The sequence below is a fragment of the Nonomuraea sp. JJY05 genome, assembly GCF_043496855.1.
Classification (GTDB): domain Bacteria; phylum Actinomycetota; class Actinomycetes; order Streptosporangiales; family Streptosporangiaceae; genus Nonomuraea.
Genome location: NZ_JBIEIS010000039.1, coordinates 110,266 through 132,753, shown reverse-complemented (window position 1 = coordinate 132,753; position 22,488 = coordinate 110,266). Strand labels below are relative to the sequence as shown.

Below are 22,488 nucleotides of genomic sequence, written 5' to 3'. Positions count from 1 at the left end.
CTGCCCGTCCAGGGCTGTCAGCGCTTGACGGCGACCACCGAGTACGGGGTGTCGGGGGCCGGGGTCGTCGTGAAGCGGGCGTTGGGCAGGTAGAGGCGCTTGCCGAAGGCGGCGACCGTCGTCGGGATGTCGAACCGCGGGTCAGTCAGCCGTTTCACGACCTTTCCGGATTCGCCGTCGCGGGTCAGGCTGACGACGGCGATCGCGTTCAGGCGGTTCTGCACCGCGTACAGGGTCCGGCCCTCCAGCAGCAGGCCGTCGCCGTTGACGAGCGACTCGCCGCCCAGGTCGACCTCCGTGGTGACCCCGGAGGACGGGTCGGCCTCGAACAGCTTGCCGGTGTTCGACTGGACGATCAGCAGCGACCTCCGGTCGGGGCTGGGGGCGATGCCGTTGGCGTTGTTGCCGGTCGTGTACTGGATGGCGCCGGACAGCGGTATCTTGACGGCCTCGCCGGGCAGCGCGCCGCCGCGCCCGAGCTCCAGCTTGTACAGGACGGGGTTGCGGGAGTCGGTGAAGTACGCGGCGCCCCCGGTGAGGATGACGTCGTTGACGAACGCCGGGTCGGCGGTCAGCTTGTACGACTTGACGACCTCGCCGGTGCGCAGATCGATCACGCGGGCGTCGCCGCCGGTGCCTCCGGCCACGAACAGCCGCCCGCGCCCGTCGGTCTTGAGCCCGAGCGAGGGCGTGCCCGGGCCCTTGCTGATGACGGACCCCTCGCCGGTCCGCAGGTCGGCCCGGTAGATGTCACCGGTCGCCCGGGAGCCGAAGTAGGCGTACGGGCCCGGCCCGATCGCGATGCCCTCCGGCTGGAACCCGTTCGGCAGCGCGAACGTGTCGGGCTTCGCGGTGGCCTGCGCGGGCACGCCGCCGAGCAGGACGACGACGAGGGCGCTGAGTGCGGTCTTCAGGATCGCGGATCTCATGCGGCCCACGATGCCCGCGCCCGCGGCCCGGGCAAAGCCCTGAGGGCAGCCTTCACAGGGAGCTTTCAGCAAGCGGGCTCGAGGCCGGGCGTGAAGGGCCACCCGCACGCCGTGGGATCACGCGGTAGGTTGGGACATAAGCGAACAAACGGGGTTTAGACATGTCAAACGGTGCCCGTCATGTTCTGGGAGTGGTCGCGGGGCTGCTCCTCCCTCCGATCATCGCCGCGAGCCTGTGGTACGGCATCGGCGACCACCTGCTCAGGTTCCAGACGGCGTTCGAGCTGTCCTGGCTCGGGCTGTCCGCGATCGTGGCGTCGGGGATCGCGTTCGCGTTCCTGGCCGGCTCGCGGCTGTCGCCGATCGCCTCGCTGCTCGGCGGCCTGGCGTTCACCGCCCTCGGCGTCCTTCCCTTCGTGGAGCTGCGGGGCGTGCGGGTGCTGCCCGACCACTGGCTCCCGAATGTCATGGAGGTGGGGTTCCGGACCGTGTCGGACTCGGGGGTGCTGCTGTTCCTGGGGGTGGCGCTGGTGGTCGTCTCGCTGTTCCCGTCGCGGTGGCGGTCCTCGGGGAAGCAGGCCGGGTACGCGCCCGAGTACGGGCCGGTGTCCTCGCCGTACGTGTCCTACAGCGGGCCGGAGGACGCCACGCGGCCGATGCACCGGGAATGAGGGAGGTCTGGCCTGACAGAATGCCGCCATGCGCGACTCAAAGATCGTCGACTTCCTGACCGAGCTGGCCGACAGGGTGCCCGCGCCCGGCGGTGGCGCCACGGCCGCCCTGCACGCGGCGCAGGGGGCCGCGCTGCTCGGCATGGTCGCCCGCTACACGACCGGGGAGAAGTACGCCGGCCAAGCCGAGACCATCGTCGGCGTGATCGGGGAGACCGACACCCTGCGGGTCCGCGCGCTACGGCTGGCCGAGGCGGACGCGGCGGCGTTCACCGCGGTCACGCACGCGTACCGGCTGCCCAAGGGCGAGGAGCGCAGCGCGGCCATCGCCAGGGCGCTGGCCGGCGCCGCCGAGCCGCCCGCCAGGGTGGTCGAGACCGCCACGCGGGTGATCGAGCTGGCCGAGGTGCTGCTGCCGATCTGCAACCGCAACGTGGTCACCGACGTCGCCGCCGCCGCGGAGGCCGCCCGCGCGGCGCTCACCACCGCCCGGATCAACGTGGAGGTCAACCTGTCGGGCATCAAGGACGAGCGGGTACGCGAGGAGCTGAACTCCCGTGTCTCCGGTGTGGACGCGGCCGTGGCCAGGGCAGACTGGGTGACCGCCGAGGTACGCGAGGAGATCAACCCGTGAGGACGCTGACCGGGAAAGAGCTGGCCGCCGCCATCAGGGCCCAGACGCAGGCCGAGGCGGCGGCGGGCCCGCAGCCGCGGCTGGCCGTGGTGGTCGCGACGGACGACGAGGCGAGCCTGTGGTATGTCCGCTCGATCGCCAAGGCGGCGACCGGCGTGGGCATCGCCTGCGACCTCGTCGATCTCGGGCCCGAGGCCGCTCCCGAGCGGATCGGCGAGACGCTGGCCAAGCTCAGCGCCGACGCCAACGTCCACGGCCTCATGCTGCAGACCCCGCTTCCCGCGGGCGCCTCCGCGCAGCGGCTGGCCGCGGCCATCGACCCGCGGAAGGACGTCGACGGCGCCAACCCGCTCTCGCTGGGCCGGCTCGCCGCCGGGCTGCCCGCGTTCCCGCCCGCGACGGCGGCGGCCGTGATGGCGCTGCTCGACCACTACGAGGTGGAGCTGGAGGGGCGGCGGGCGGTGGTGGTCGGGCGTTCGACCGTGGTGGGCAAGCCGCTGGCCCACCTGCTGCTCGACCGGCACGCCACGGTGACCGTCTGCCACTCGCGCACCCGGGACCTGGCCTCCGTCACCTCCACCGCCGAGGTGCTGGTCGCGGCGGTGGGCCGCCCCGGCCTGATCGGCGCCGGGCACGTGGCGCCGGGCGCGGTGGTGATCGACGTCGGCACCAACCCCACGGACGACGGCGGGCTCGTCGGCGACGTGGACTTCGACGCGGCGGCCGAGGTGGCGGGCGCGCTCACGCCGGTCCCGGGCGGGGTCGGCCCGGTGACGACCGCGCTGCTGCTGCGCCACACGGCCAGGGCGGCGAACCTCCCGTGAACGCGCAGATCCTGATCATTCAGAACAGCAGGAGCGGCGGCCCCAGCCGGCTGGGCGGCTGGCTGGAGGAGGCCGGGCTGGGGCTGGACGTCGTGCTCGCCCACGAGGGCACTCCCCTGCCCGCCCGCCTCGACCACGCGGCCATGATCATGCTGGGTGGCGGCTACCTGCCCGGCGAGGACGACCGCGCGCCGTGGCTGGCCGGCGCCCGTCGCCTCGCAGGGCAGGCGCTGGAGGAGGGCGTGCCCTTCTTCGGCATCTGCCTGGGCGGGCAGCTGCTCGCGGAGGTCGCGGGCGGCGAGGTGACCGCCGACACGGGCGCGCCGGAGAACGGCAGCCTCCCGCTCACGATCCGGCCCGAGGCCGCCGGCGATCCGCTGTTCCACGGGCTGCCGGAGGTGGTGCCCGCGATCGAGCACCACAAGGACGCGGTCACCCGGCTGCCCGGCGGGGCCGTCTGGCTGGCGGAGACGAGCGCCTGCCCGTACCAGGCGTTCCGGGTGGGTGAGCGGGCCTGGGGCGTGCAGTTCCATCCCGAGGTGCTGCCCGCGCGCATCCGCGAGTGGTCGCCGGACGGGTTCGACCCCGAGGAGGTGTACGCGCGGGCGGCGGCGGACGAGCCGGTCTCCACGCCGATCTGGCACCAGGTCACCACCCGCTTCGCCGCACTCGCCACCGGGACGCCCGGCGAGCTCACCGGGCGCAGGAGTCCCAGCCGAGCTTGACCCCCACCGGGGCGCCCGGCCGGGCTTGACCGCCACCGGGGCGCCCGACCGGTCAGCCCGCGTACGAATCCCAGCCGGGCTTGACCGCCACCGGGGCGCCCGACCGGTCAGCCCGCGTACGAATCCCAGCCGAGCTTGACCGCCACCGCCAGGCCGCAGGCGGCGGCGAGGTGGCGCAGGCTGTTGCCCGGCAGCCGGCGCGCGATCCTAGGCCCGATCCATCCCCCGAGCAGGAACCCGGCCGCCAGCGGCGCCGCCGCGCCCCAGTCCACCGGCCCGAACAGCGCGAACCCGAGCGCCGCCACCGCGTTCGCCAGCCCGGACATCACGTTCTTCATGGCGTTCAGCTTGGCGGCCGGATGATCGAACATGAGGGCCAGAACCGCGAACACCAGCAGCCCACCGGCCGCGCCGAAATACCCCGTGTAGATCGTCACGGCGAACAGCGCCACCCGCCCCAGCACGCCGTGCTCGCCGTGCGCCCGCCCCGACGGCGGCCTGACCAGCAGCAGCGAGGCCATCGCGATCAGCCACGGCGCGATCAGCTCGAACGTCCTGGCCGGGGTGACCAGCAACAGCAACGCGCCGGTCGCGCCGCCGATCGCGGCCACGGGGCCAAGCCTGAGCACCCGCGCGCCCTCCCCGGCCAGCTCCGGCCGCGATCCGGCGGCGGCGCCGATGCCGGTGAAGACGAGGGCGACGGTGTTGGTGACGTTCGCGGTGAGCGGGGGCAGGCCGAACGCCAGGAGCGCCGGGTAGGAGACGATCGAGGCGAGGCTGACGACCGTGCTCACCACACCGGCCGCCACCCCGACTCCGAGCAGGCCGAGCGTTTCTCCGACGATCACCCGGTTATGTTAGTTGTTGTCCGTTTTATCCCCCTGGGGCGGGGGCAGCACGTGGGCGATGGCCTCGGCGGTGGCCTGCCAGATCGGGGTGGCGGGGTTGATGACGTCGAAGTGGTCGCCGGGCATCTCGAGGTAGGTCACGTCGTCTCCGGCCCGCTCGGCCGCGCGGGCGTAGCGGCGGCTGAAGTCGATCAGGTCCAGGTCGTCGGCGGCGCCCTGGACGATGAGCTGGCGTACCCGGAGCGGGAGCCGGAGCAACGGCGAGGCATCCGCGTACGGCGGCGCTGCCCGGCCTTCCCCCAGCCCGGGCGCGCGCCCGCCCAGCGCGGCGCCGACGGCGCCGGTCCCGACCCACCGCCGGTCACCTTCCACAAGATCGAGCACCCCGGCAAGCGACACAGCCATCACCACCCCCACCCCGCTGGCCGCATTCACCTCACCGGCCGCCGCGTCCGCCACGGCGCGGAGGGCCAGCTGCGCGCCTGCCGAGTGGCCGACGACGGCCACCCGGGCAAGGTCCAGAGCGGCCACTGTCCCTGGCCTTCGGTCGGCACCCGGCGGGAGCGCGTCCGAACCGGACGCCGTCGCGAGTACGGCCAGTCCCCTCACCTCGGACGCCGTCGCGAGGACGGTCAGGCCCGCCGCCACGTCCGCCGTCGTCGCGTCCCAGCCGTGCAGGTCGGGCCGCCGGTACTCGAGGTTCCACACCGCGAGCCCGCGCCCGACCAGGTCGGCGCAGAGCGGCCCCATGATGTCGGCGGCCCAGATCGACCGCCAGTATCCGCCGTGGATCAGCATCACCACGGGCGGCTCATCGGCGTCCGGAAGGTACAGCTCGCCCCACTGCTCCGGCAGCGGCCCGTACGCGATCCGCCGCGACGGATGCCGTACCCGGTGCACGGCATGGCGGATCCCCCAGGCCAGCCCGCCGATGCCGCGCCCGTGAAGGTGGGTGGCACCCTCCCCGGCCGTCACGCCATCGGCGCGCTCGACGTCCACCCAGACCACCGCCCCGAGGTCGCGCCTGATGAGCGAGCGCACCTCGGCCGAGGGCCCCGGCAGCACGACCACACAACCCGCGCCGTTCGGCGGCGACGACGACGATGGCGATGGCGATGGCGAGGACGGCGACGGCGAGGACAGCAGCGAGAGGACGTGAGAGGCGTCGCGGGCGTGGACGAGTGCCCCGGAGACCCCCGCGGCGGCGAACTCCCGGGCCGCGATCTCCTCCAGCAACCCCGCGTCAGCCACCACGCCGGGGCCGACGACCACCAGCACCTCGATCATGAGTCCGGCCCCATGCGTAATAGCTTAGGCCGGGTGCAGGTACAGCAGCTTCACCCCTGGCCCACCACCACCGCCGAGGCCGAGGCCGTCCAGGACCGGCTCCGCGGGCACGTCGAGCTCACGGGGCCCGACGACTTCTCCCTGGTCGCCGGCCTGGACGTGCACTATTACGGCGACGACGCCCTCACGGCCGCCGTGGTCGTCCTCGACGCCGGCACGATGGCGACGGTGGAGGAGGTGACGGTGCGCGGCCGGGTGGCGTTCCCGTACGTGCCGGGGTTGTTCGCCTTCCGGGAGCTGCCCGCTCTGGTGGAGGCGCTCGAACGGCTCACGGTGACGCCCGACCTGCTGGTCTGCGACGGCTACGGGCTGGCGCACCCGCGCGGCTTCGGCCTGGCCTGCCACCTGGGCGTGCTGACCGGCCTGCCCGCGCTCGGCGTGGGCAAGACGCCCTTCGTCGGAACGCACGAGCCGCCGGGGCCGGAACGGGGCGACTGGGCGCCGATCGTCCACGAGGGCGCCGTCGTCGGCCGCGCGCTGCGCACGCAGCGGGAGATCAAGCCGGTGTACGTCTCCCAGGGCCACCGCATCTCCCTGGACACGGTCACCGACCAGGTCCTGCGCCTCGCCCCGCGCTACCGCCTCCCCGACCCGATCCGCCGCGCCGACCACCTGGCCCGCCACCCCGGCTGACGCCCGAGCCGACTACCCGGCCCACCACCCCAGCTGATCCGCCACCCCGACCACCTGGCCCGCCACCCGGGCTGGTCCCCGAGCCGACCGCACGGGCCGCCACTCCGGGTGATCCCCGCTGTCACGCCGGGCGCCAGGCCCAGACCAGGAGCCAGACGCTGAGTCCGAAGAGGGTCATCCCGAGCGGTACGTGCACCGCCAGCACGCCCGAGCCGCCCAGGGCGGACTGGGCGAAGCCGAGCAGCAGCACCGCCAGGCCGACCAGCGCGGGCCAGCCCGGACCCCGGCCGGGCCGCCACAGCAGGACGGCCGCGACCAGCTGCACCAGCCCCAACACGTGTACGGCGAGCGCCCCCATGCCGTGCGAGCCGGCCCCTCCCCCGCTCATCAGCTGCCCGGCCGTCACGGCCTGCGCCAGGACGGACAGCGTGTTGAGGACGACGACGGCCTTGAACGCGGTCACGTACCCGTTCCCCTTGGCGACCTGGGTTACCACTGGATCTCTCCTTCGACCTCGTTTGAGGCCTCCAGGATCGTGCCGGCCCCGCCGCAGGGCATCCGCCGCTCGTCGTCATCCCCGATACGCCGACGGTCGTACGGCCTAAACGCCCGAATAGGCCACCGGCGGGAGCACGGCCTGGGCGTCGGCGCCACCGAACCAGAGCCCGATCATGAACACGGCCGTCGCCTCCAGCAGCACGGCCCGCTCGAGCCCGCCGCCGTCCACCGGGGTGCAGCCGAGGTCGGTGACCAGCGTGCGCACCGCGGCCAGGGCGGCCGGGTCGTCACCGCACAGCGGCACGGCCAGCGGCCTGCCGTCGAACACCGGCGGGGTCAGCCGCCACACGTCCACATGGCACAGGTTGAACGCCTTCACCACGTGCCCTCCCGTGAGGTCGCGGATCAGCGGGGCGATGGGGCGGGCAGGGTCGTACGGGCCCTCGGCGTTGGCCACGTCGATGACGGGCTTGCCGCGCAGGGCGGTGCCGGCGGACTCGAGCACGCCGGTCAGCCCCGCCTGCCTGACGGCCACCATCACGACCTCCCCGAACGCCGCCGCCTCGGCCCAACTCCCGGCCCGCACACCCACCACCTCGCCCCGCGCACCCGCCACCTGGGCCTCCGCGCCCGCGGTCTCGGCCCGTGCGCGCGCCGCCTCGGCCCGGGTGTGCGCCGCCTCGGCCGTCATCGTCGCGGCCCGGGTCGCGCTGGCCGAGGCGTCCCTGCCGCTGATCATCACCTCGTGCCCCGCCCTGGCCCACTGCGTGCCCAGGGCGTCCGCCATGCCGCCCGCCCCCAGGATCCCGATACGCATGTTCGTCCTCCGTCGTATGAACTGGTAAGTAGAAGGACTGTAGAAAGCCCGTCACACACCATTTGGTGCCTAACGGAGGCCTCGTTGGGGTTCATCGCCGACTGCCAGGCCCGCCTGGCCTTCGACCTGCTGGCCAACACCTGGAACGCGGTCGTCCTGTGGGCGCTGCGCCACGGCCCCCGCCGGCCGGGGCGGCTGCGCGAGGAGATCGGCGGCATCAGCACCAAGGTTCTCACCGAGACGCTGCGCCGCCTGGAGTTCAACGGCCTGGTCGCGCGCCGCACGTACGCGGAGGCCCCGCCCCGCGTCGAGTACGAGCTGACCGACCTCGGCCGCACGCTTCTCGGCCCGATCGAGGCGTTCGGGGCGTGGGCGCACGACCACGGGGACGAGGTCATGGCCGCGCAGGACCGCTGGGAGTCGTGAGAGCTTTCTAATATTACAGAGCGTTACTGGATCACTACCCTGGGTAGCTAGACGACGGTTGTTCATTACCGTCTCCCAGGAGGTTCTATGCTTTTCTCCCCCCGCAGGATCGTCGCCGTCGCGGCCGTCGCCGGTGGCCTGGCCCTGCTCGCCGCCCCGGCGTCCTACGCCGTGGTGGATCCTCTCGCTCTGGTCCCCTGCCTGGCCGAGGCCGGCGCCGGCGCCACGACGCTGATCGACCCGACCGCCCCGGCCGTGCCGGCCGAGGTACCGGCCGTGAGCTGTCTGCAGCCCTGACCGGCTCAGCCTGGGCACGTCCCCGGCCGATCCGGTTATCCGGGCAGGCGGCGCGGCGAAGCCGGCCGCGCCGCCGCCACGGCGGCCCGATCAGTTCCCCCTACAGCGCAAGCCCAGTCCATCCGATAGCGCAGAGCAGCTAGGAGATCCTTTGAAGGTCCGCGTCCTGACCGCCGTCGCCGCACTCGCGCTGGCGGGCGCCATACCCTCCATCGCCCTCGACAAGCTCACCACCGACCCGCCCATCGTGCGCGTCGAGACCTGGGTCCAGCACGTCAACGTCTTCACGTCCTAGTGCGGCTCGCGCAGGTGCCCGTGGCCGACACTCCACCAGAGTCACGGACCATGTCCGGTTATGTCGGCTATTTCATGTTCCTCAGCCGGTGGATCCAGGCGCCGCTCTACATGGGGCTGATCCTCGCCCAGATCGTGTACACGTGGCGGTTCATGCTGGAGCTGCTCCATCTGATCGAGCTCGGGTTCGGCGGCTCACCACCGGAGACGACCGTCATGCTGATCGTCCTCGGCCTCGTGGACGTGGTCATGGTCTCCAACCTGCTCATCATGGTCATCATCGGCGGCTACGAGACGTTCGTCTCCCGAATACGCATCGATGGGCATCCCGACCAGCCCCAATGGCTTTCCCACGTCAACGCCAACGTGCTGAAGGTCAAGCTGGCCATGGCGATCATCGGCATCTCGTCCGTCCACCTCCTGCAGATCTTCATCAACGCGTCCAGACCGACCATCACCGACAGGGAGCTGCTGTGGAAAACGCTGATCCACCTGACCTTCGTGGTCTCGGCGCTGACGCTGGCGCTGATCGACCGCATCATGGCGGGCGCGCGGCGCGAGGCCGGGACGAACGGGGGCGAGCGGCAGTCGACCCTGCAGCAGGAACGGGTCGCCGCCTAGCCGGGGCGCCCCTGTGAGGCGGCCCGCCGCCGTCGTGGCGATCGCGCTGTTCGCGTGCTCGCTCGCGGGCGCCGCGCACGCCGAGGGCGAGGCCGCCAAGCCGGGCGGCCCGCCGCCGCTGATCGGCAACGTGACCATCTTCAACGACGAGATCATCGAGCCGGTGTCGCTGCCCGTGAGCACCTGCGGGTCGCTGCTCCCGCTGCTCGGCAAGGGGCCCACCACGTGTCAGGGCGCCTCACGGGTGTCGGACGACGACGCCTGACGCCGTACGTGCCCGCCTGCGGGGGCGGGCGGGCACGTACGGCAGGCACCTCGGGGCACCCCGGCGGGCCCGGAGGCGGGCACAGAGGCGGGCACAGAGGCGGGCACCCGAGGCAGGCACCCGAGGCAGGCACCCGAGGCAGGCACCCGAGGCAGGCACGAACGCGGGCGTCAGCCGAAGAGTTCCTCCAGCACCGCGGCCACCCCGTCCTCGTCGTTGGACAGCGTGCGGCGCTCGATCGCCGCCAGCACCAGGTGGTGCGCGTTGGCCATGGCGTAGCCGGCGCCCGCGTAGGCGAGCACGGCCAGGTCGTTCGGCATGTCGCCGAAGGCCACCACCTCGCCGGGCGCGACCCCCCGCTCCCGGCACAGCACGTCGAGCGTGCTGGCCTTCGTCACCCCGGGAGCGCTGATCTCCAACAGCCCTTCCACGCCGGAGTGCGTGACCTCGGCCAGCCCCTCGATCCCCGCGACGACGGCCGCGACCATCTCGTCCGCCGTGCTGGTGTGCGACTGGGCGAGCAGCTTGATGATGGGATCGTCGCCGTCGAAGACGGAGCTGACCTCGCGGAGGTAGGCCAGGTCCTCCACGATGCGCCTGGTGTAGGCGGCCTCGGCGAGCACGCCCTGGCCCGTCTCGACGGCCAGGCCGACCCCGGGCAGGGCCGCGGCCAGGGCCTGCGCGACCCTGTTCGCCGCCGTCCGGTCAAGGAGATGGCTGGTGACGATCTCGTCGGTGGCCAGGTCGTACACGATCGCACCGTTGCTGCAGATCGCGACGCCCGTGACGCCCACCTGACCGGCGATCGCGCGGACGGCGCGCGGCGGCCTGGCGGTGACGAAGACGATCTCGGCTCCGGCCGCGCGGGCGGCTCGAAGGGCCTCTACGGTGCGTGGGGTGATGGCACTCGCGGAGTTGAGGAGGGTTCCGTCGAGGTCGGTGGCAACGAGGCGGGGGAGGATGCGGGCGCTCACGGTGCCGATTATGCCGATCTTTCAGGTCCGCATCTCGGACGGGAGCCGCCCGGCCGCGTTCGAGAGCTCCAGGCCGAGGAGTTGCCCGGTGTCGCCGAAATCAAGGACGACATCCGCCACTTCAACCTGACTTACGACCTCTTCTGGCGCTATTTCGTGCTTCATTGCGATATAGGCGATATCGCGGAGCTTGTCCAGGCTCACGTACACCGTCTGCGGCCGCTGCCCGGACGGCGCCTCGTCCCAGCTCAGCAGCCCCTCCTTGGCCTCGTGCGAGCCCGCCAGCGCGGCCCGGACCATGGCCAGGGCCAGCTCGATCGCCTCCAGCGAGTCGACCCCGGTGACCTTCCGCTCGTGCTCCCACCCATCGAGCCCGTCGATCCGGTACGGGCACGACCAGTCCCCCGCCGGCTCCTCATAAGGCACGCCGATCGTGACGGTGACATCACGCGGCGGATCGGTACGCAGCACCAGCACCCGATGGGCGATCTCGTACATGTAGCCTGATCTACCCCATGAAAGACACTTGAAGGCCCCATCCCATACCGTCGCCGAAGTAAGCATTCCTGGCTGCGTCCGCCGCAAGCTAGGCTGCCTACGGTCGTAAGGGGGCCTAAGAGATGAACGAGTCATTCGGGACGCGGCTTCGAGCCAGGCTCGACGAGTGCGGGCCGCTCTGCGTGGGCATCGATCCGAGTCCGGCGCTGCTGCACGCCTGGGGGCTCGACGACTCGCCCGCCGGTCTGGAACGCTTCAGCCGCACCGTCGTCGAGGCCGTCGGCGACGTCGCGGCCCTGGTCAAGCCGCAGTCCGCCTTCTACGAGCGCTGGGGCAGCCGCGGCATCGCGGTGCTGGAACGCACCATCGCCGACCTGCGTGAGGCCAGGACGCTGGTGGTGCTCGACGTCAAGCGGGGCGACATCGACACCACGATGGCCGCCTACGCCGAGGCCTACCTCGACCGGGGCAGCCCGCTGGCGGCCGACGCCGTGACGCTGAGCCCGTATCTCGGGTTCGGTTCGCTGGAGGGCGCGATCCTGTCGGCCATGGCCAACGACGCCGGAGTCTTCGTGCTGGCCCGTACCTCCAACCCGGAGGCCGCGCCGCTGCAGCGGCTCGTGGCCGACCAGGTGCTAGCCGGGGTCGCCGCGGCCAACGCCGGGCACGAGCCGCTGGGGCCCGTCGGGGTCGTCATGGGGGCCACGCTGCCCGAGCTGGAGCACTCGCTGGACGACCTCAACGGCCCCATCCTCGCGCCGGGGCTGGGCACCCAGGGAGCCTCTCCCGCCGACGTGGCGCGGCTGTTCGGTTCCGTACGGCACGCCGTCGTGCCCTCGGTCTCCCGGGCGGTCCTGGCCGACCCCAAGCGGCTGCGCTCCCGCACGCTCTACTTCCGCGACGAGTGCGCGGCCCACCTGGACGCGAAGATCGCCACCCAGACGTGACGGTGATCAGCCCGGCCCGGAGGTCAGCACGCGGTTGACTGCGGCCAGCACGGCGTGCGCCGAGGCGGTCAGGACCGAGGTGTCCTGGGCCGCGCCCCAGCTGGTGACGCCGTCGACGCGGGCCTCCACGTAGGCGATGGCGCGGCTGCCCCGGCCGGGGTCCAGGGCGTGCTCGGCGAAGTGGAGGATGTCCACGTCGATCCCGTCGTCGCCGAGCGCGGCGGTCAGCGCGGACAGCGGCCCGTTGCCGGTGCCGCGCAGGCGGCGCCCCGACCGCAGCGTGCCCTCGAACTCGTGCACCCCCGGCGCCGTCTCCCTGGTGCTCCACTCGGCCAGCGCGCTCGTCTCCCCCGGGGCCACGTAGGTGGCGTGGAAGAGCTCCCACAGCTGCTCGGCCGTGATCTCCTCGCCGCTGCCGTCGGTGGCGCCCTGCACGACCGAGGAGAAGTCGATCTGCAGGCGGCGGGGCAGCTCCAGGCCGTAGCGGGTGCGGAGCAGGTAGGCGATGCCGCCCTTGCCCGACTGGCTGTTGACCCGGATGACCGCCTGGTAGCCGCGGCCCACGTCGGCGGGGTCGATGGGCAGGTACGGCACGTCCCACGGCGCCTGCTCCGGCGGCACGCCCAGCTCGGCGGCCCGCTTGGCGTGGTGGGCCAGGCCCTTGCCGATGGCGTCCTGGTGGGTGCCGGAGAAGGCGGTGTAGACGAGGTCCCCGGCGTAGGGGTGGCGGTCGGGCACGGGCAGCCGGTTGCAGTGCTCCACGACCCGGCGGATCTCGTCGATGTCGGACAGGTCGAGCATGGGGTCGACGCCCTGGGAGTGCAGGTTGAGCGCAAGGGTCACCAGGTCCACGTTGCCGGTCCGCTCGCCGTTGCCGAACAGGCAGCCCTCCACCCGCTGAGCGCCCGCCAGCACGGCCAGCTCGGCGCAGGCCACGCCGGTGCCGCGGTCGTTGTGCGGGTGCACCGAGAGGATCACCGCGTCTCTTCGGTCGAGGTGGCGATGCATGTACTCGATCTGGTCGGCGTACACGTTGGGGGTGGCCACCTCGACCGTCGCGGGCAGGTTGTGGATCACCGGGCGGTCCGGCGCGGCGTCCCACAGGGCCGTCAGGTCGTTGCAGACCTCCAGCACGTAGTCGGGCTCGGTGAGGTTGAAGACCTCCGGCGAGAACTGGAAGCGCACGTCGAGGCCGTCCGCGAGCCGGGCGATGTGCGCGGCGGCGTCCATGATCAGGGCGCGCAGCTCGGGCCTGTCGTGGCCGAGCACGACGTTCCGCCAGGTGGGGGCGGTGGCGGTGTAGAGGTGCACGACCGCGCGGGGCAGCCCCTCGATGGCGGCGAACGTGCGCTCGATCAGGTCGCGCCTGGCGGCCGTGAACACGACCACGGTCACGTCCTCCGGCACGACGCCGGGCTCGGCCAGGTGGCGGACGAAGTCGAAGTCGAGCTGGCTGGACGAGGGGTAGCCGACCTCGATCTCCTTGAACCCCATGCCCGTCAGCAGGTCGAACATCCGGCGCTTGCGCGCCGGGTCCATCGGCTCGGCCAGCGCCTGGTTGCCGTCGCGCAGGTCGACGGGCACCCAGAGCGGGGCTCGCGTGATGCGCGCGGCCGGCCAGTCGCGCTCGGCGAGCGGCACCTCGACGCGCTCGTGGGCGGGCTTGTAGCGGTGGTACGGCATGCTGCTGGGACGTTGACGGTTCCAGACGTACACGGACGGCGTCATGGCGGCTACACTAATCACAACACAGGTCCTCAGACAACCTGAGAGGTGCATTCGATGCCGCTCGGCTCCCTCCGTCCCAGCCCACTCGTCGAGCAGGCCACGCAGCACCTGCGCGAGCAGATCACGCAGGGCGAGTGGCCCGTGGGCACCCGCCTGCCCGGCGAGAACGCGCTGGCCAAGACCCTGGGAGTGGGGCGTTCGACGGTCCGGGAGGCGCTGCGCGCGCTGGCGGGGGCGGGGCTGGTGCAGGCGCGGCAGGGCTCCGGCGTGTTCGTGATCGCCACGGAGGTCGCCGAGGACTGGCCCGCCCGGCTGCGGCGGGCCGCCATCACGGACGTCTACGAGGTCCGCATGATGGTCGAGACGCAGGCCGCCCGGATGGCCGCGCAGCGGCGCACCGAGGAGGACGTCGCGGCGCTGGAGGAGGCCCTGGCGGCGCGGGCGGGGGCGGCGGCGGAGGACGACGCCGCGTTCGTGGACGCCGACATCGCCCTGCACGCGGCGGTCGTCGCGGCGGCCGGCAACCCGGTGCTGACCGACCTGTTCGCCGAGTTCGCGCCGGCGCTGCGCGAGGGGCTGATCGGGCTGGTGGAGGTGCTCGGGCTGCGCTCGCGCGACCGCAACCCCGGGCACGACGCGCACGCGGAGCTCGTCGCCGCCGTCCGGGACGGGGACGGCGACGCTGCGGGCGCGATCCTGCAGGCCGAGCTGGAGCAGACGCTCGCCCACCTGCACAACGCATAGCCTTGTCACGGTGACCGTCCGCACGCAGCGTCCCACTGCCCGCGTCATCCTGGCCGCCCCCGACGACCGTGTCCTGCTGCTCCGCTTCGTCCCGCCGGACCCGTGGCCGAAGGAGCCCTCCTGGCACCTGCCGGGCGGCGGTCTCGAGCCGGGCGAGTCACCGGCGCAGGCGGCGGCCCGAGAGGCGCTGGAGGAGACCGGCCACGTGCTCAGCGCCGCCGAGCTCGGCGACCCGGTGGCGGTGAACGAGGGCGCGTGGTCCAACCTCGGACGCCACTTCTACACCGTGCACACGTACTTCTTCGCCCGCGTGCCGTCCGCGACGGTCGCCCCCACGGCGCTGGAGGAGTACGAGAGGGAGGAGTTCAAGCTCGGCAACCGCTGGTGGCGCGCGGACGAGCTGGCCGCCACCGAGGAGCGCGTGTTCCCGCCCGGGCTGGCCGCGCTGCTGCCGGACCTCCTGGCCGGAGTGCGGTCCCCGGTCCCCGCCAGGCTCCTCTGGACGCACGAGAAGAAATCTTCGGAAGGGATGTAGAGAAGGCGCCGGCGGCTCCGACCCAGTCACGAGCACACCACCAAGGAGCACACCATGAGCAAGCTCATCTACTGGGTCCACACCTCCGTCGACGGCCACATCGACGGCCCTGACGGGGAGTTCGACTGGCCGGCGATGGGGCCGGAGCTGTCGGCGTACGGGGACGAGGTCCACGCCCGCGTCGGCACCTTCCTGTACGGGCGCGTCGTCTGGGAGATGATGTCCAACTACTGGCCGCACGCGGAGTCGATCTCGGACGACCCGCACGACCTCAAGTTCGCCCCCATCTGGCGCAGCACCCCGAAGATCGTCTTCTCCACCACGCTGAAGGAGGCCGGCTGGGACACCCGGATCGTCTCCGGCGACCTCGCCAAGGAGGTCGCCGAGCTGAAGAGCGGGCCGGGCAAGGACCTCCTGCTGAACGGCGGCTCCCGGCTGGCCGGCGCGCTCACCGAGCTGGGGCTGATCGACGAGTACCACATCATGGTGCACCCGGTCGTGCTCGGCGGCGGCCGGCCGCTGTTCCCGCCGCTGCCGCAGCGGACCAGCCTTCGCCTGGTGGAGACGCGGACGTTCGACGCCGGCGTGGCGCTGCTGCGCTACGAGCGGGCCGAAGGCTAGGGCAGCGCCGCCTCGATCTCGTGGCGGGTCGGCATGGACGTGCTGGCCCCCTCACGCTGCACCGACAGCGCCGCCGCCGTGGACGCGAAGCCCAGCGCGTCGGCCACGCTCATCCCCTCCGACCTGGCCACGGCGAACGCGCCCACGAAGGTGTCGCCGGCCGCGGTCGTGTCCACGGCCTCCACCTTCACCGCGGGCACCCGCAGCCGCTCCCCCGAGCGCGACCCGTACAGCGCACCCTCGGAGCCCAGCGTGATCAGCACCTCCTCGACCCGCTCCAGCAGCGCGTCGAGGGCGGCCTCCGCGTCGGCGGCGCCGGTGATGGCGGCGGCCTCGTGCTCGTTCGGGACGATCGTGGTGACCGCGTCGAGGAGCTCGTCCGGCAGCGGCCGGGCGGGGGCCGGAGTGAGATAGACGGGCACGCCGGAGACCTGGGCCGCCTGGGCGGCCGCCACGACGGCCTCCATGGGCAGCTCGAGCTGGAGCAGCAGCGCGTCAGAGCGGGCGATGGCGGCCAGGTCCTCGCCCGAGGGGCCGGCGATGGTGCCGTTCGCGCCGGGGACGACGATGATCGAGTTGCCGCCCTCGTCGTCCACCACGATGTGCGCGATGCCGCTGGGCCCGGGCACCTCGCGCAGGCCGCGCACGTCGATCCCGGCCTGCGCCAGCGTGGCGCGCATCTCCGCCCCGAACCCGTCGTCGCCCACCGCCCCGAGGAAGGCCACGTGCGCGCCCGCGCGGGCGGCGGCGATGGCCTGGTTGGCGCCCTTGCCGCCGGGCACGGTCCGGAACCGGTGCCCGGTGACCGTTTCGCCCCGCTTGGGGGCTTCGGAGACGTACGCGACGAGGTCCATGTTGGCGCTGCCGAAAACCGAGATCATGGCTTCATCATCTCCTGTGTGCGGGCGGCCAGCGCGGCCAGCCCCACCCCGTCGTACCCGGTCAGGCTGCTGGCCAGGCTGTCACGCAGGCGCCAGCGCTCCGGCACGCCGCCGTTCAGCGCGCCCGCGACGGACCCGGCCGTGGCCCCGGCCGAGTCGGTGTCCCAGCCGCCTGCCACCGCTCCGGCGATCGTGGCGGTGAAGTCGCCGCGGCCGTGGATGAGCGTGGCCGCGACGAGGGCGGCGTTGTTGACGGTGTGCACCCAGTGCAGGCTGCCATGGCGTTCGTGCAGGAGGTCGACGACCCGCTCGAAGTCGTCCTCGCGGGCGGCGTCCGCGGCGGCCAGGCGTACCGCCTCGTGCAGGCGCGAGCGCTCCGGCACCACCGACAGGCCCGCCCGCACGACCTCCTCGGGCGAGGTGGCGACCATGGTGGCAGCGCACATGGCGGCCACGAACATCGCCCCGTAGATCCCGTTCGCGGTGTGGGTCAGGCGGGCGTCGCGCCAGGCGTGCTCCGCCGCCGTGGCGGGGTCGCCCGGGTTGCTCCAGCCGTACACGTCGGCCCTGATCAGGGCGCCGATCCACTCCCTGAAGGGGTTGCGGCGGGTGGCCGTCGCGGGCGGCTCGACGCCGTCCAGGAGGTTGCGGTACGCGACCCGTTCGGCGGTGAACGTACGGCCGGCGGGCAGCTCGTCCAGCCACAGCTTGGCCACGTCGTCGGTGGTGAAGCCGCGGCCGTGGCGCTCCAGGACGGACAGCGCCAGCAGCGGGTAGTTGAGGTCGTCGTCCTCGGGGATGCCGTCGATGTTCTCGGCCAGGGAGTTGACGGCGCTGCGACGGTTCCACGGCCAGCGGCCGGCGACGTCGTCCGGGAGCCCCTTGGCGGTGAACCAGCCGCTGATGGGCCAGTTGCCGGTGGCCTCCGCTATCTGCCTGATGCCTTCGCGCGGGATCTTCTCCACGGGCTTGCCGAGCACGCACCCGGCCGCCCGCCCCTGCCACGCGCCCAGCACCCGCGCCGGATCCACGGCCGCTCTCGCCGCCGTGCCCGGCCAGGACGGGCAGGCGGCGATGATGCCGTCCAGGTCCGAGGGCTCGGGCAGCGGGGACGGCACGGCGGCCAGCTCGTCCAGCAGCTCCCCGGCCAGATCGCGCAGGCGGGCCGCCCCCGGCTCGGAGGCTCCGGCGCGCGGGGGCGCGTCGTGGCCGCCGGCCGCGTGCCAGCGGGCCGCGATCTCCCGTACGCGCTCCGCGTCGGGACCACAGGCGCGGCCGTCCTCGGCGGCCTGGCGGAGTTCGTGGCCGATCAGGTCCTCCGGCTGGACCCAGGTGAGCCGGATCACCGGCGGTCGAGGTCGGCGAAGGCGGCCTCGTGGCCGCGGCGCCGTACCAGGTCGTCGGCGTGCACCCGGCGCGCCACCTCCGCGATGGCGAGCCCGGGGGCCACCAGGTCGGTACGGCTGGCCGCCCCCACCTGCGAGACCCACTCCGACGGCACCGCGGACAGCCCCCCGAGGGCGCCCGCGATGGCCCCGCCCATGGACGCGATCGAGTCGGCGTCGCGCCCGTAGTTGACGCCGCCCAGCACGGTCTCTCGGTAGTCGCCCTTCGCGATCACCAGGAACCCGAGCGCCAGCGGCAGCTCCTCGATGCTGTGCACCCGGCTCGGCCGCCGCGCCCCGAGCCCCTGGTCGCGGTAGGTGTCGGCGACCGTGTCGTAGGGCCGCATGGCGGCGCGCAGCGTCTCGAACGACCCGTCCCAGTGGCCCAGCCCGGCGGCGGCCTCGCAGACGGACTCGATGGCGGCCCGCGTGCCGTCCTTGGCCAGGCGCAGGCAGGCCGCGATCACGGAGTCCGCGGTGGCGCCCGGCCGCATGGCCTCGGCCACGGCGGCGGCCATCACCCCGGCGGCCTCCCGGCCGTAGCTGGACTGGTGCGCCCCGGCCAGGTCGACGGCCTCGGCGTAGGCGGCGTCGGGGTCGGCGGCGTTCACGATGCCGACGGGGGCGACGTACATGGCCGCGCCGCAGTTGACGATGTTGCCGACGCCGGCCTCGCGCGGGTCCACGTGCCCGTAGTGGAGCCTGGCCACGATCCACTTCTCGGCCAGGAAGATCCGCTGCAGCGGCAGCGCCTCGGCCTCCAGCTCGGGGATCCAGCGCCGCTCGCCCATCAGCTCGGGCACCAGGTGCTCGGCCATCGAGTACGCGCTCAGGTGCCCGCCGGCCTTCTCGTACACGCGGATCAGGGCGTGCGTCATCAACGTGTCGTCGGTGATGTGGCCGTCGCCCTTGTGGTACGGGGCGATGGGGCGGGCGTTGCGCCAGTCCTCGTTGAACGGCGGCACGATGCCCTCGACGCGGCCCCCGTACCTCTCGACGATCTGCTCGGGGGTCCAGCCCTCGGTGGCGCCGCCCAGCGCGTCACCGACCGCCGCCCCCGCCACGCAGCCAGTGGCCCTGTCCTCAAGCGGCGTCATGCGATTCCCTCCGATAGTTCCATCAGATCCAGGCCCGCCAGATCAGGCAGGCAACAACCGGCCAGCGTGCGGGACGACGCGATCCACCCCTCCGGGATCGCCTCCAGCCCACGGCACGCCCCGGTCAGCGCCCCGGTCAGCGCGGGCGCCGAGTCGGCCAGCGCGGCCAGGCAGGCGGCCGCGGGCACGGCCCGCGCGAGCTCGCCGCCCGCGGACTCGGCCAGCGCCAGCGCCACCGGGACGGTCTGCGCGGCGCCGACGCCGTAGCTGTAGACGTGGTCGAGCAGCGCGGCGTCCAGCGCGGGCACGGCCGCGAACGGGTCGCCCGCCTTGCGCGTGACGGCCAGCGCCGCGCGGGCGTTGTGGCCGATGGCGGTGTCCTCGGGCAGCACGGCCAGCGCCGCCTCCACCGCCCCGGCCGCCGATCCCGACCGCACGGCCTCGGTCACGGCGGCGGCCATGGCCCGGGCGCCGAGTACGCCGTCGTAGGCGTTCGTCACCTGGGCGTCCTGCGTGGGGTCGCGCCCCAGGACCCCGAACGCCACGGCCCTGACGGCGGCGGCGTCGTCGAAATGGTGCGGGTTGTCGTGCCCGGACGCGGGCGGCTCGACGCCCTTGGCGAGGTTGTCGAGCGCGGTGGCCACCGAGATCCGCGCCCTGATGCCCTCCCGGGGCAGCTCCCTGAATGCCTCGGCCCTCGGGCGGTCGATCGTGAGCGCCGTCCAGGCGAGCCACTCGGCGTCGTCGGACGGTCCCACGGCCAGCGGGGCCGTGGGCTGGTTGAGCGCGAACGGGACCGGCAGCGTGGTGACCTCGTGCTCCTCCGCGAAGGCGTCCAGCTCTCTGTGCAGGCGTCTGCTCCAGGGGGCGTGCAGGGCCGCCCGGTGCCTGGCCGCCGGCCAACCGGCGGCGTCACCGACGGCGAGCCCGGCGAAGGCCCCTCTGATTCTGTCCCCCGACATCGTGATCTACAGTCCTCCCGCCAGTTCGTCGGCGACGTCCAGTACGTGTTTCCCGGCCACGACGGGCAGGCACTTGCCGGTCACGGGTCCAATCCTGGCCGCCCACCGCTCGGGCACGCCGCTCTCGCCGCGCATGGCTCCGGTGATAGCCCCGGCGATGGCGCCGATCGTGTCGGCGTCCCTGCCCAGGCTCACCCCGAACGTCACGGACGCCTCGACGTCGCCGTCTCCGGCCAGCACCGCCGCCAGCGCCAGCGCCACGGCCTCGGGGGCGACGTCGGTCCAGGGGTAATGCCTGATGACCACGGCCTCGTGCAGCGCCTCGACGAGCGCGACCTCGTCGGCCGGGCCCATAGTCGGGAGGAGCGCGCAGGCCCGTACGACGTTGCGGGCCGTCCACGAGTCGGCGGGGATCACCGACAGCGCCGCCCGTACGACGTCCTGGACCGGGGCCCCGCCCATCGCGGCGGCCACGGCCCCCGCGACCGCGCGGCCGCCCAGGATGCCCTCGCCGGATCCGCTGACCAGCCCGTCCTGCTCCACCAGCCGGGCCGCCTGCGCGGGATCGCCCGGGCAGAACACCCCGTACGGCGCCGCGCGCATCGCGAGCCCGTCCGACCAGCCGTGCGAGTGCACCAGACCCGTCAGCGGCGGCTCCAGCCCGCGGCGAAGCGCTTCGACGGTGCCGAGCTCGGAGAACCCGGCTCCGCGCATGGGCCCGTTGACCCGCGGGATGATCTCCCGCCGGTACGCCTGCGCCACGTCGGCGGAGGTCAGCGCGTGCCCGTGCCGCACCAGGAGCGAGGCGGCGAAGATGGCGTACTCCGTGTCGTCGGTCCCGCCGCCCTCGATCTCCGTGAGCCGGCCCCACCGCCGCCGGATCTCCGACGGCGGCAGGTTCTCGGCCGGGGCCCCGAGGGCGTCCCCGGCCGCGAGGCCGAGGAGACACCCACGGGCTTTATCCCGATAAGTCACCGCTGGTACCGCTCCAACACCTTGTTGCCGTCCTCGACCAGCTTCGAGGCCGCCTGGTCGATGGTGATCTTATTGGCGAAGTACTCCTGCAGCGTCGGCGTGGCCACCTTGGTCTTCCACTCGTCGAACCCGTTCACCTTGAGGAACGGGGCCACGACGAGGTTCTTGGCGGAGGCGGTGGCCACGTCCCAGCCGTTCTCCTTGGTGGTCATCGCCGGGTCGGCGGCGGCCGCCTGGGAGGTCGGCAGGAGCCAGTCACCCTTGGCGAGCTTGGCCTGGTTCGGGCCGTTCAGGAAGAAGGCGATGAACTTCATGGCCTCGTCCGGGTGCTTGCTGTCCTGCGCGATCGACAGCGTCTGCGAGACCGCGCCCTGCTGGGCGCTCGTACCCTTCGGCGCGGGGAGCGTGACCCACTCGAAGCCCTCCGGAGCCTGCTCGGCGACCTGCTGGCGCAGGTACACGCCGGCGGGCAGCAGCGCGAACTTGCCCTTGTAGAAGGCCGGCAGCGGGTCCGCGGTGCCCTGGCCGAGCGCGGCCGGGTCGGCGGACTTGTCCTTGTAGAGCTGGTCGTGGATGCGCTGGAGCACCTCGCGCTCCTCGGGCCCGACCTTGACCGTGGTCTTGCCGTCGGCCGTCTGGAAGAACGTGCCGCCGAAGTTGAGCGCCAGGTTGAGCGTCTTGTTGACCGGCGACTTCATCGGCCAGGCCACGCCGAAGTTGCCGTCCTTGGTCATCTTCTTCGCCGCGGCGGAGAACTCGTCCCACGTCCAGGGGTTGTCGGCCGTGGGGACGCGCACGCCGGAGGCGTCGAGCAGCTTCTTGTTGGCGATGATGACCTGCGACTCCTGCAGGAACGGCACGCCGTACACGCCCTGCTGGCCCTTGCCGTCGTCGAAGGTGACGGTGTCCCAGGCGGGCTGCGGGATGTCGCTCTTGAGCTCGGCGGGCAGCTTGTCCTTCAGGTCGAGCAGGTAGCCGTCGGAGGCGAACCCGGACAGCGCGGGCGAGTCGTTGTGGATGACGTCCGGCGCCGTGCCGCCGGCGAACTGGGTGACGAGCTGGTCGTTGACGTTGTCCCAGCTGCCCTGGACGTAGGTGACCTGGATGTTGGGGTTGGCCTTGTTCCACTCGTCCACGAGCTGCTTGTTCGCGGCGACGGATTCCTTCTGCCACGCCAGGCTGAGGAAATTGATCTTGACTGGCTCGTTGGGGGCGGACGACGACTGCGCGCCGCCGCCTCCCCCGCCGCACGCGGCGGCGAGCGTGAGGATCGCCGCAGCCGCCAGAGCGGACGTGATTCGCATGTGAGCCT

The 22,488-nt window shown here is 73.0% G+C and carries 28 protein-coding genes; 14 read left to right on the top strand and 14 right to left on the bottom strand.

Features of this window, described 5'->3' with window-relative positions; genetic code table 11:
- Positions 1-17: 17 nt before the first annotated feature.
- Positions 18-929, bottom strand: coding sequence for a superoxide dismutase (locus ACFKCF_RS45030; RefSeq protein WP_394501521.1), 912 nt, complete (start codon positions 927-929; stop codon positions 18-20).
- A gap of 161 nt (positions 930-1,090) precedes the next feature.
- On the opposite strand from ACFKCF_RS45030, the gene ACFKCF_RS45025 reads away from it, so the two are divergent.
- From ACFKCF_RS45025 to ACFKCF_RS45010, 4 genes are read left to right on the top strand one after another with little or no spacing between them, the layout of a single operon-like run.
- On the top strand, positions 1,091-1,600 hold the full coding sequence (locus tag ACFKCF_RS45025) for a hypothetical protein (protein ID WP_394501520.1): 510 nt from the start codon (positions 1,091-1,093) through the stop codon (positions 1,598-1,600).
- 28 nt (positions 1,601-1,628) lie between these two features.
- Positions 1,629-2,234, top strand: coding sequence for a cyclodeaminase/cyclohydrolase family protein (locus ACFKCF_RS45020; protein ID WP_394501519.1), 606 nt, complete (start codon positions 1,629-1,631; stop codon positions 2,232-2,234).
- Positions 2,231-3,058, top strand: a complete 828-nt coding sequence (locus ACFKCF_RS45015; protein WP_394501518.1) for a bifunctional 5,10-methylenetetrahydrofolate dehydrogenase/5,10-methenyltetrahydrofolate cyclohydrolase — start codon at positions 2,231-2,233, stop codon at positions 3,056-3,058. Before ACFKCF_RS45020 ends, ACFKCF_RS45015 begins: the two co-directional genes overlap by 4 nt.
- On the top strand, positions 3,055-3,783 hold the full coding sequence (locus tag ACFKCF_RS45010) for a type 1 glutamine amidotransferase (RefSeq protein ID WP_394501517.1): 729 nt from the start codon (positions 3,055-3,057) through the stop codon (positions 3,781-3,783). Before ACFKCF_RS45015 ends, ACFKCF_RS45010 begins: the two co-directional genes overlap by 4 nt.
- Positions 3,784-3,890: 107 nt before the next feature.
- On the opposite strand, the gene ACFKCF_RS45005 is transcribed toward ACFKCF_RS45010, so the two are convergent.
- Both ACFKCF_RS45005 and ACFKCF_RS45000 read right to left on the bottom strand, forming a co-directional pair.
- The gene (locus tag ACFKCF_RS45005; protein WP_394501516.1) at positions 3,891-4,631 is read right to left on the bottom strand and encodes a sulfite exporter TauE/SafE family protein; all 741 of its coding nucleotides are present in this window, start codon (positions 4,629-4,631) and stop codon (positions 3,891-3,893) included.
- 9 nt (positions 4,632-4,640) lie between these two features.
- On the bottom strand, positions 4,641-5,918 hold the full coding sequence (locus ACFKCF_RS45000) for an alpha/beta hydrolase (protein WP_394501515.1): 1,278 nt from the start codon (positions 5,916-5,918) through the stop codon (positions 4,641-4,643).
- Between the two features lie 33 nt (positions 5,919-5,951).
- Between ACFKCF_RS45000 and ACFKCF_RS44995 the strand changes: the two genes are divergently transcribed.
- On the top strand, positions 5,952-6,611 hold the full coding sequence (locus tag ACFKCF_RS44995) for an endonuclease V (RefSeq protein WP_394501514.1): 660 nt from the start codon (positions 5,952-5,954) through the stop codon (positions 6,609-6,611).
- Between the two features lie 121 nt (positions 6,612-6,732).
- On the opposite strand, the gene ACFKCF_RS44990 is transcribed toward ACFKCF_RS44995, so the two are convergent.
- Complete coding sequence (locus ACFKCF_RS44990) at positions 6,733-7,107, bottom strand: hypothetical protein (RefSeq protein WP_394501513.1); 375 nt, start codon at positions 7,105-7,107, stop codon at positions 6,733-6,735.
- A gap of 105 nt (positions 7,108-7,212) precedes the next feature.
- The gene (locus ACFKCF_RS44985) at positions 7,213-7,926 is read right to left on the bottom strand and encodes an NADPH-dependent F420 reductase (protein ID WP_394501512.1); all 714 of its coding nucleotides are present in this window, start codon (positions 7,924-7,926) and stop codon (positions 7,213-7,215) included.
- Between the two features lie 84 nt (positions 7,927-8,010).
- On the opposite strand from ACFKCF_RS44985, the gene ACFKCF_RS44980 reads away from it, so the two are divergent.
- From ACFKCF_RS44980 to ACFKCF_RS44960, 5 genes are all read left to right on the top strand, one after another.
- Positions 8,011-8,352: a winged helix-turn-helix transcriptional regulator gene (locus ACFKCF_RS44980; RefSeq protein ID WP_394501511.1), complete on the top strand. Its 342-nt coding sequence runs from the start codon at positions 8,011-8,013 to the stop codon at positions 8,350-8,352.
- 87 nt (positions 8,353-8,439) lie between these two features.
- Entirely contained in the window at positions 8,440-8,649 is a 210-nt protein-coding gene (locus ACFKCF_RS44975) for a hypothetical protein (protein WP_394501510.1), read from the top strand.
- Positions 8,650-8,800: 151 nt separating this feature from the next.
- Entirely contained in the window at positions 8,801-8,944 is a 144-nt protein-coding gene (locus ACFKCF_RS44970; RefSeq protein ID WP_394501509.1) for a hypothetical protein, read from the top strand.
- Positions 8,945-8,994: 50 nt separating this feature from the next.
- Complete coding sequence (locus ACFKCF_RS44965) at positions 8,995-9,564, top strand: TIGR00645 family protein (RefSeq protein WP_394501508.1); 570 nt, start codon at positions 8,995-8,997, stop codon at positions 9,562-9,564.
- A gap of 13 nt (positions 9,565-9,577) precedes the next feature.
- Positions 9,578-9,829 carry a hypothetical protein gene (locus ACFKCF_RS44960; protein WP_394501507.1) on the top strand — a complete coding sequence of 84 codons (252 nt, stop codon included), beginning with the start codon at positions 9,578-9,580 and terminating at the stop codon, positions 9,827-9,829.
- A gap of 170 nt (positions 9,830-9,999) precedes the next feature.
- On the opposite strand, the gene ACFKCF_RS44955 is transcribed toward ACFKCF_RS44960, so the two are convergent.
- Positions 10,000-10,803 carry a Cof-type HAD-IIB family hydrolase gene (locus tag ACFKCF_RS44955; protein ID WP_394501506.1) on the bottom strand — a complete coding sequence of 268 codons (804 nt, stop codon included), beginning with the start codon at positions 10,801-10,803 and terminating at the stop codon, positions 10,000-10,002.
- A 21-nt stretch (positions 10,804-10,824) separates the two neighbouring features.
- A complete protein-coding gene (locus tag ACFKCF_RS44950; RefSeq protein WP_394501505.1) occupies positions 10,825-11,301 on the bottom strand; it encodes a DUF2283 domain-containing protein in 477 nt (158 codons plus the stop codon).
- 122 nt (positions 11,302-11,423) lie between these two features.
- On the opposite strand from ACFKCF_RS44950, the gene pyrF reads away from it, so the two are divergent.
- On the top strand, positions 11,424-12,248 hold the full coding sequence (pyrF, locus tag ACFKCF_RS44945; protein ID WP_394501504.1) for an orotidine-5'-phosphate decarboxylase: 825 nt from the start codon (positions 11,424-11,426) through the stop codon (positions 12,246-12,248).
- A gap of 6 nt (positions 12,249-12,254) precedes the next feature.
- On the opposite strand, the gene leuA is transcribed toward pyrF, so the two are convergent.
- Positions 12,255-13,976, bottom strand: a complete 1,722-nt coding sequence (gene leuA, locus ACFKCF_RS44940; RefSeq protein WP_394501503.1) for a 2-isopropylmalate synthase — start codon at positions 13,974-13,976, stop codon at positions 12,255-12,257.
- Between the two features lie 54 nt (positions 13,977-14,030).
- Here leuA and ACFKCF_RS44935 point away from each other — a divergent pair, with 54 nt between their 5' ends.
- Genes ACFKCF_RS44935 through ACFKCF_RS44925 form a run of 3 tightly spaced genes read left to right on the top strand, consistent with a single transcriptional unit; the run spans position 14,031 to position 15,876 of the window.
- The gene (locus ACFKCF_RS44935; protein ID WP_394501502.1) at positions 14,031-14,720 is read left to right on the top strand and encodes a FadR/GntR family transcriptional regulator; all 690 of its coding nucleotides are present in this window, start codon (positions 14,031-14,033) and stop codon (positions 14,718-14,720) included.
- A 10-nt stretch (positions 14,721-14,730) separates the two neighbouring features.
- Entirely contained in the window at positions 14,731-15,255 is a 525-nt protein-coding gene (locus ACFKCF_RS44930; RefSeq protein WP_394501501.1) for an NUDIX hydrolase, read from the top strand.
- Positions 15,256-15,309: 54 nt separating this feature from the next.
- Positions 15,310-15,876: a dihydrofolate reductase family protein gene (locus ACFKCF_RS44925; RefSeq protein ID WP_394501500.1), complete on the top strand. Its 567-nt coding sequence runs from the start codon at positions 15,310-15,312 to the stop codon at positions 15,874-15,876.
- Here ACFKCF_RS44925 and rbsK read toward each other — a convergent pair.
- From rbsK to ACFKCF_RS44895, 6 genes are read right to left on the bottom strand one after another with little or no spacing between them, the layout of a single operon-like run.
- Positions 15,873-16,757: a ribokinase gene (rbsK, locus tag ACFKCF_RS44920; protein ID WP_394501499.1), complete on the bottom strand. Its 885-nt coding sequence runs from the start codon at positions 16,755-16,757 to the stop codon at positions 15,873-15,875. The genes ACFKCF_RS44925 and rbsK overlap by 4 nt on opposite strands.
- Complete coding sequence (locus tag ACFKCF_RS44915) at positions 16,754-18,103, bottom strand: ADP-ribosylglycohydrolase family protein (RefSeq protein ID WP_394501498.1); 1,350 nt, start codon at positions 18,101-18,103, stop codon at positions 16,754-16,756. Before ACFKCF_RS44915 ends, rbsK begins: the two co-directional genes overlap by 4 nt.
- Complete coding sequence (locus ACFKCF_RS44910) at positions 18,100-19,239, bottom strand: ADP-ribosylglycohydrolase family protein (protein ID WP_394501497.1); 1,140 nt, start codon at positions 19,237-19,239, stop codon at positions 18,100-18,102. Before ACFKCF_RS44910 ends, ACFKCF_RS44915 begins: the two co-directional genes overlap by 4 nt.
- Positions 19,236-20,201, bottom strand: a complete 966-nt coding sequence (locus tag ACFKCF_RS44905) for an ADP-ribosylglycohydrolase family protein (protein WP_394501496.1) — start codon at positions 20,199-20,201, stop codon at positions 19,236-19,238. The genes ACFKCF_RS44910 and ACFKCF_RS44905 overlap by 4 nt, the downstream gene beginning before the upstream one ends.
- A 6-nt stretch (positions 20,202-20,207) precedes the next feature.
- On the bottom strand, positions 20,208-21,176 hold the full coding sequence (locus ACFKCF_RS44900) for an ADP-ribosylglycohydrolase family protein (RefSeq protein ID WP_394501495.1): 969 nt from the start codon (positions 21,174-21,176) through the stop codon (positions 20,208-20,210).
- Positions 21,173-22,480: an ABC transporter substrate-binding protein gene (locus tag ACFKCF_RS44895; protein ID WP_394501494.1), complete on the bottom strand. Its 1,308-nt coding sequence runs from the start codon at positions 22,478-22,480 to the stop codon at positions 21,173-21,175. The genes ACFKCF_RS44900 and ACFKCF_RS44895 overlap by 4 nt, the downstream gene beginning before the upstream one ends.
- Between the last annotated feature and the right edge of the window lie 8 nt (positions 22,481-22,488).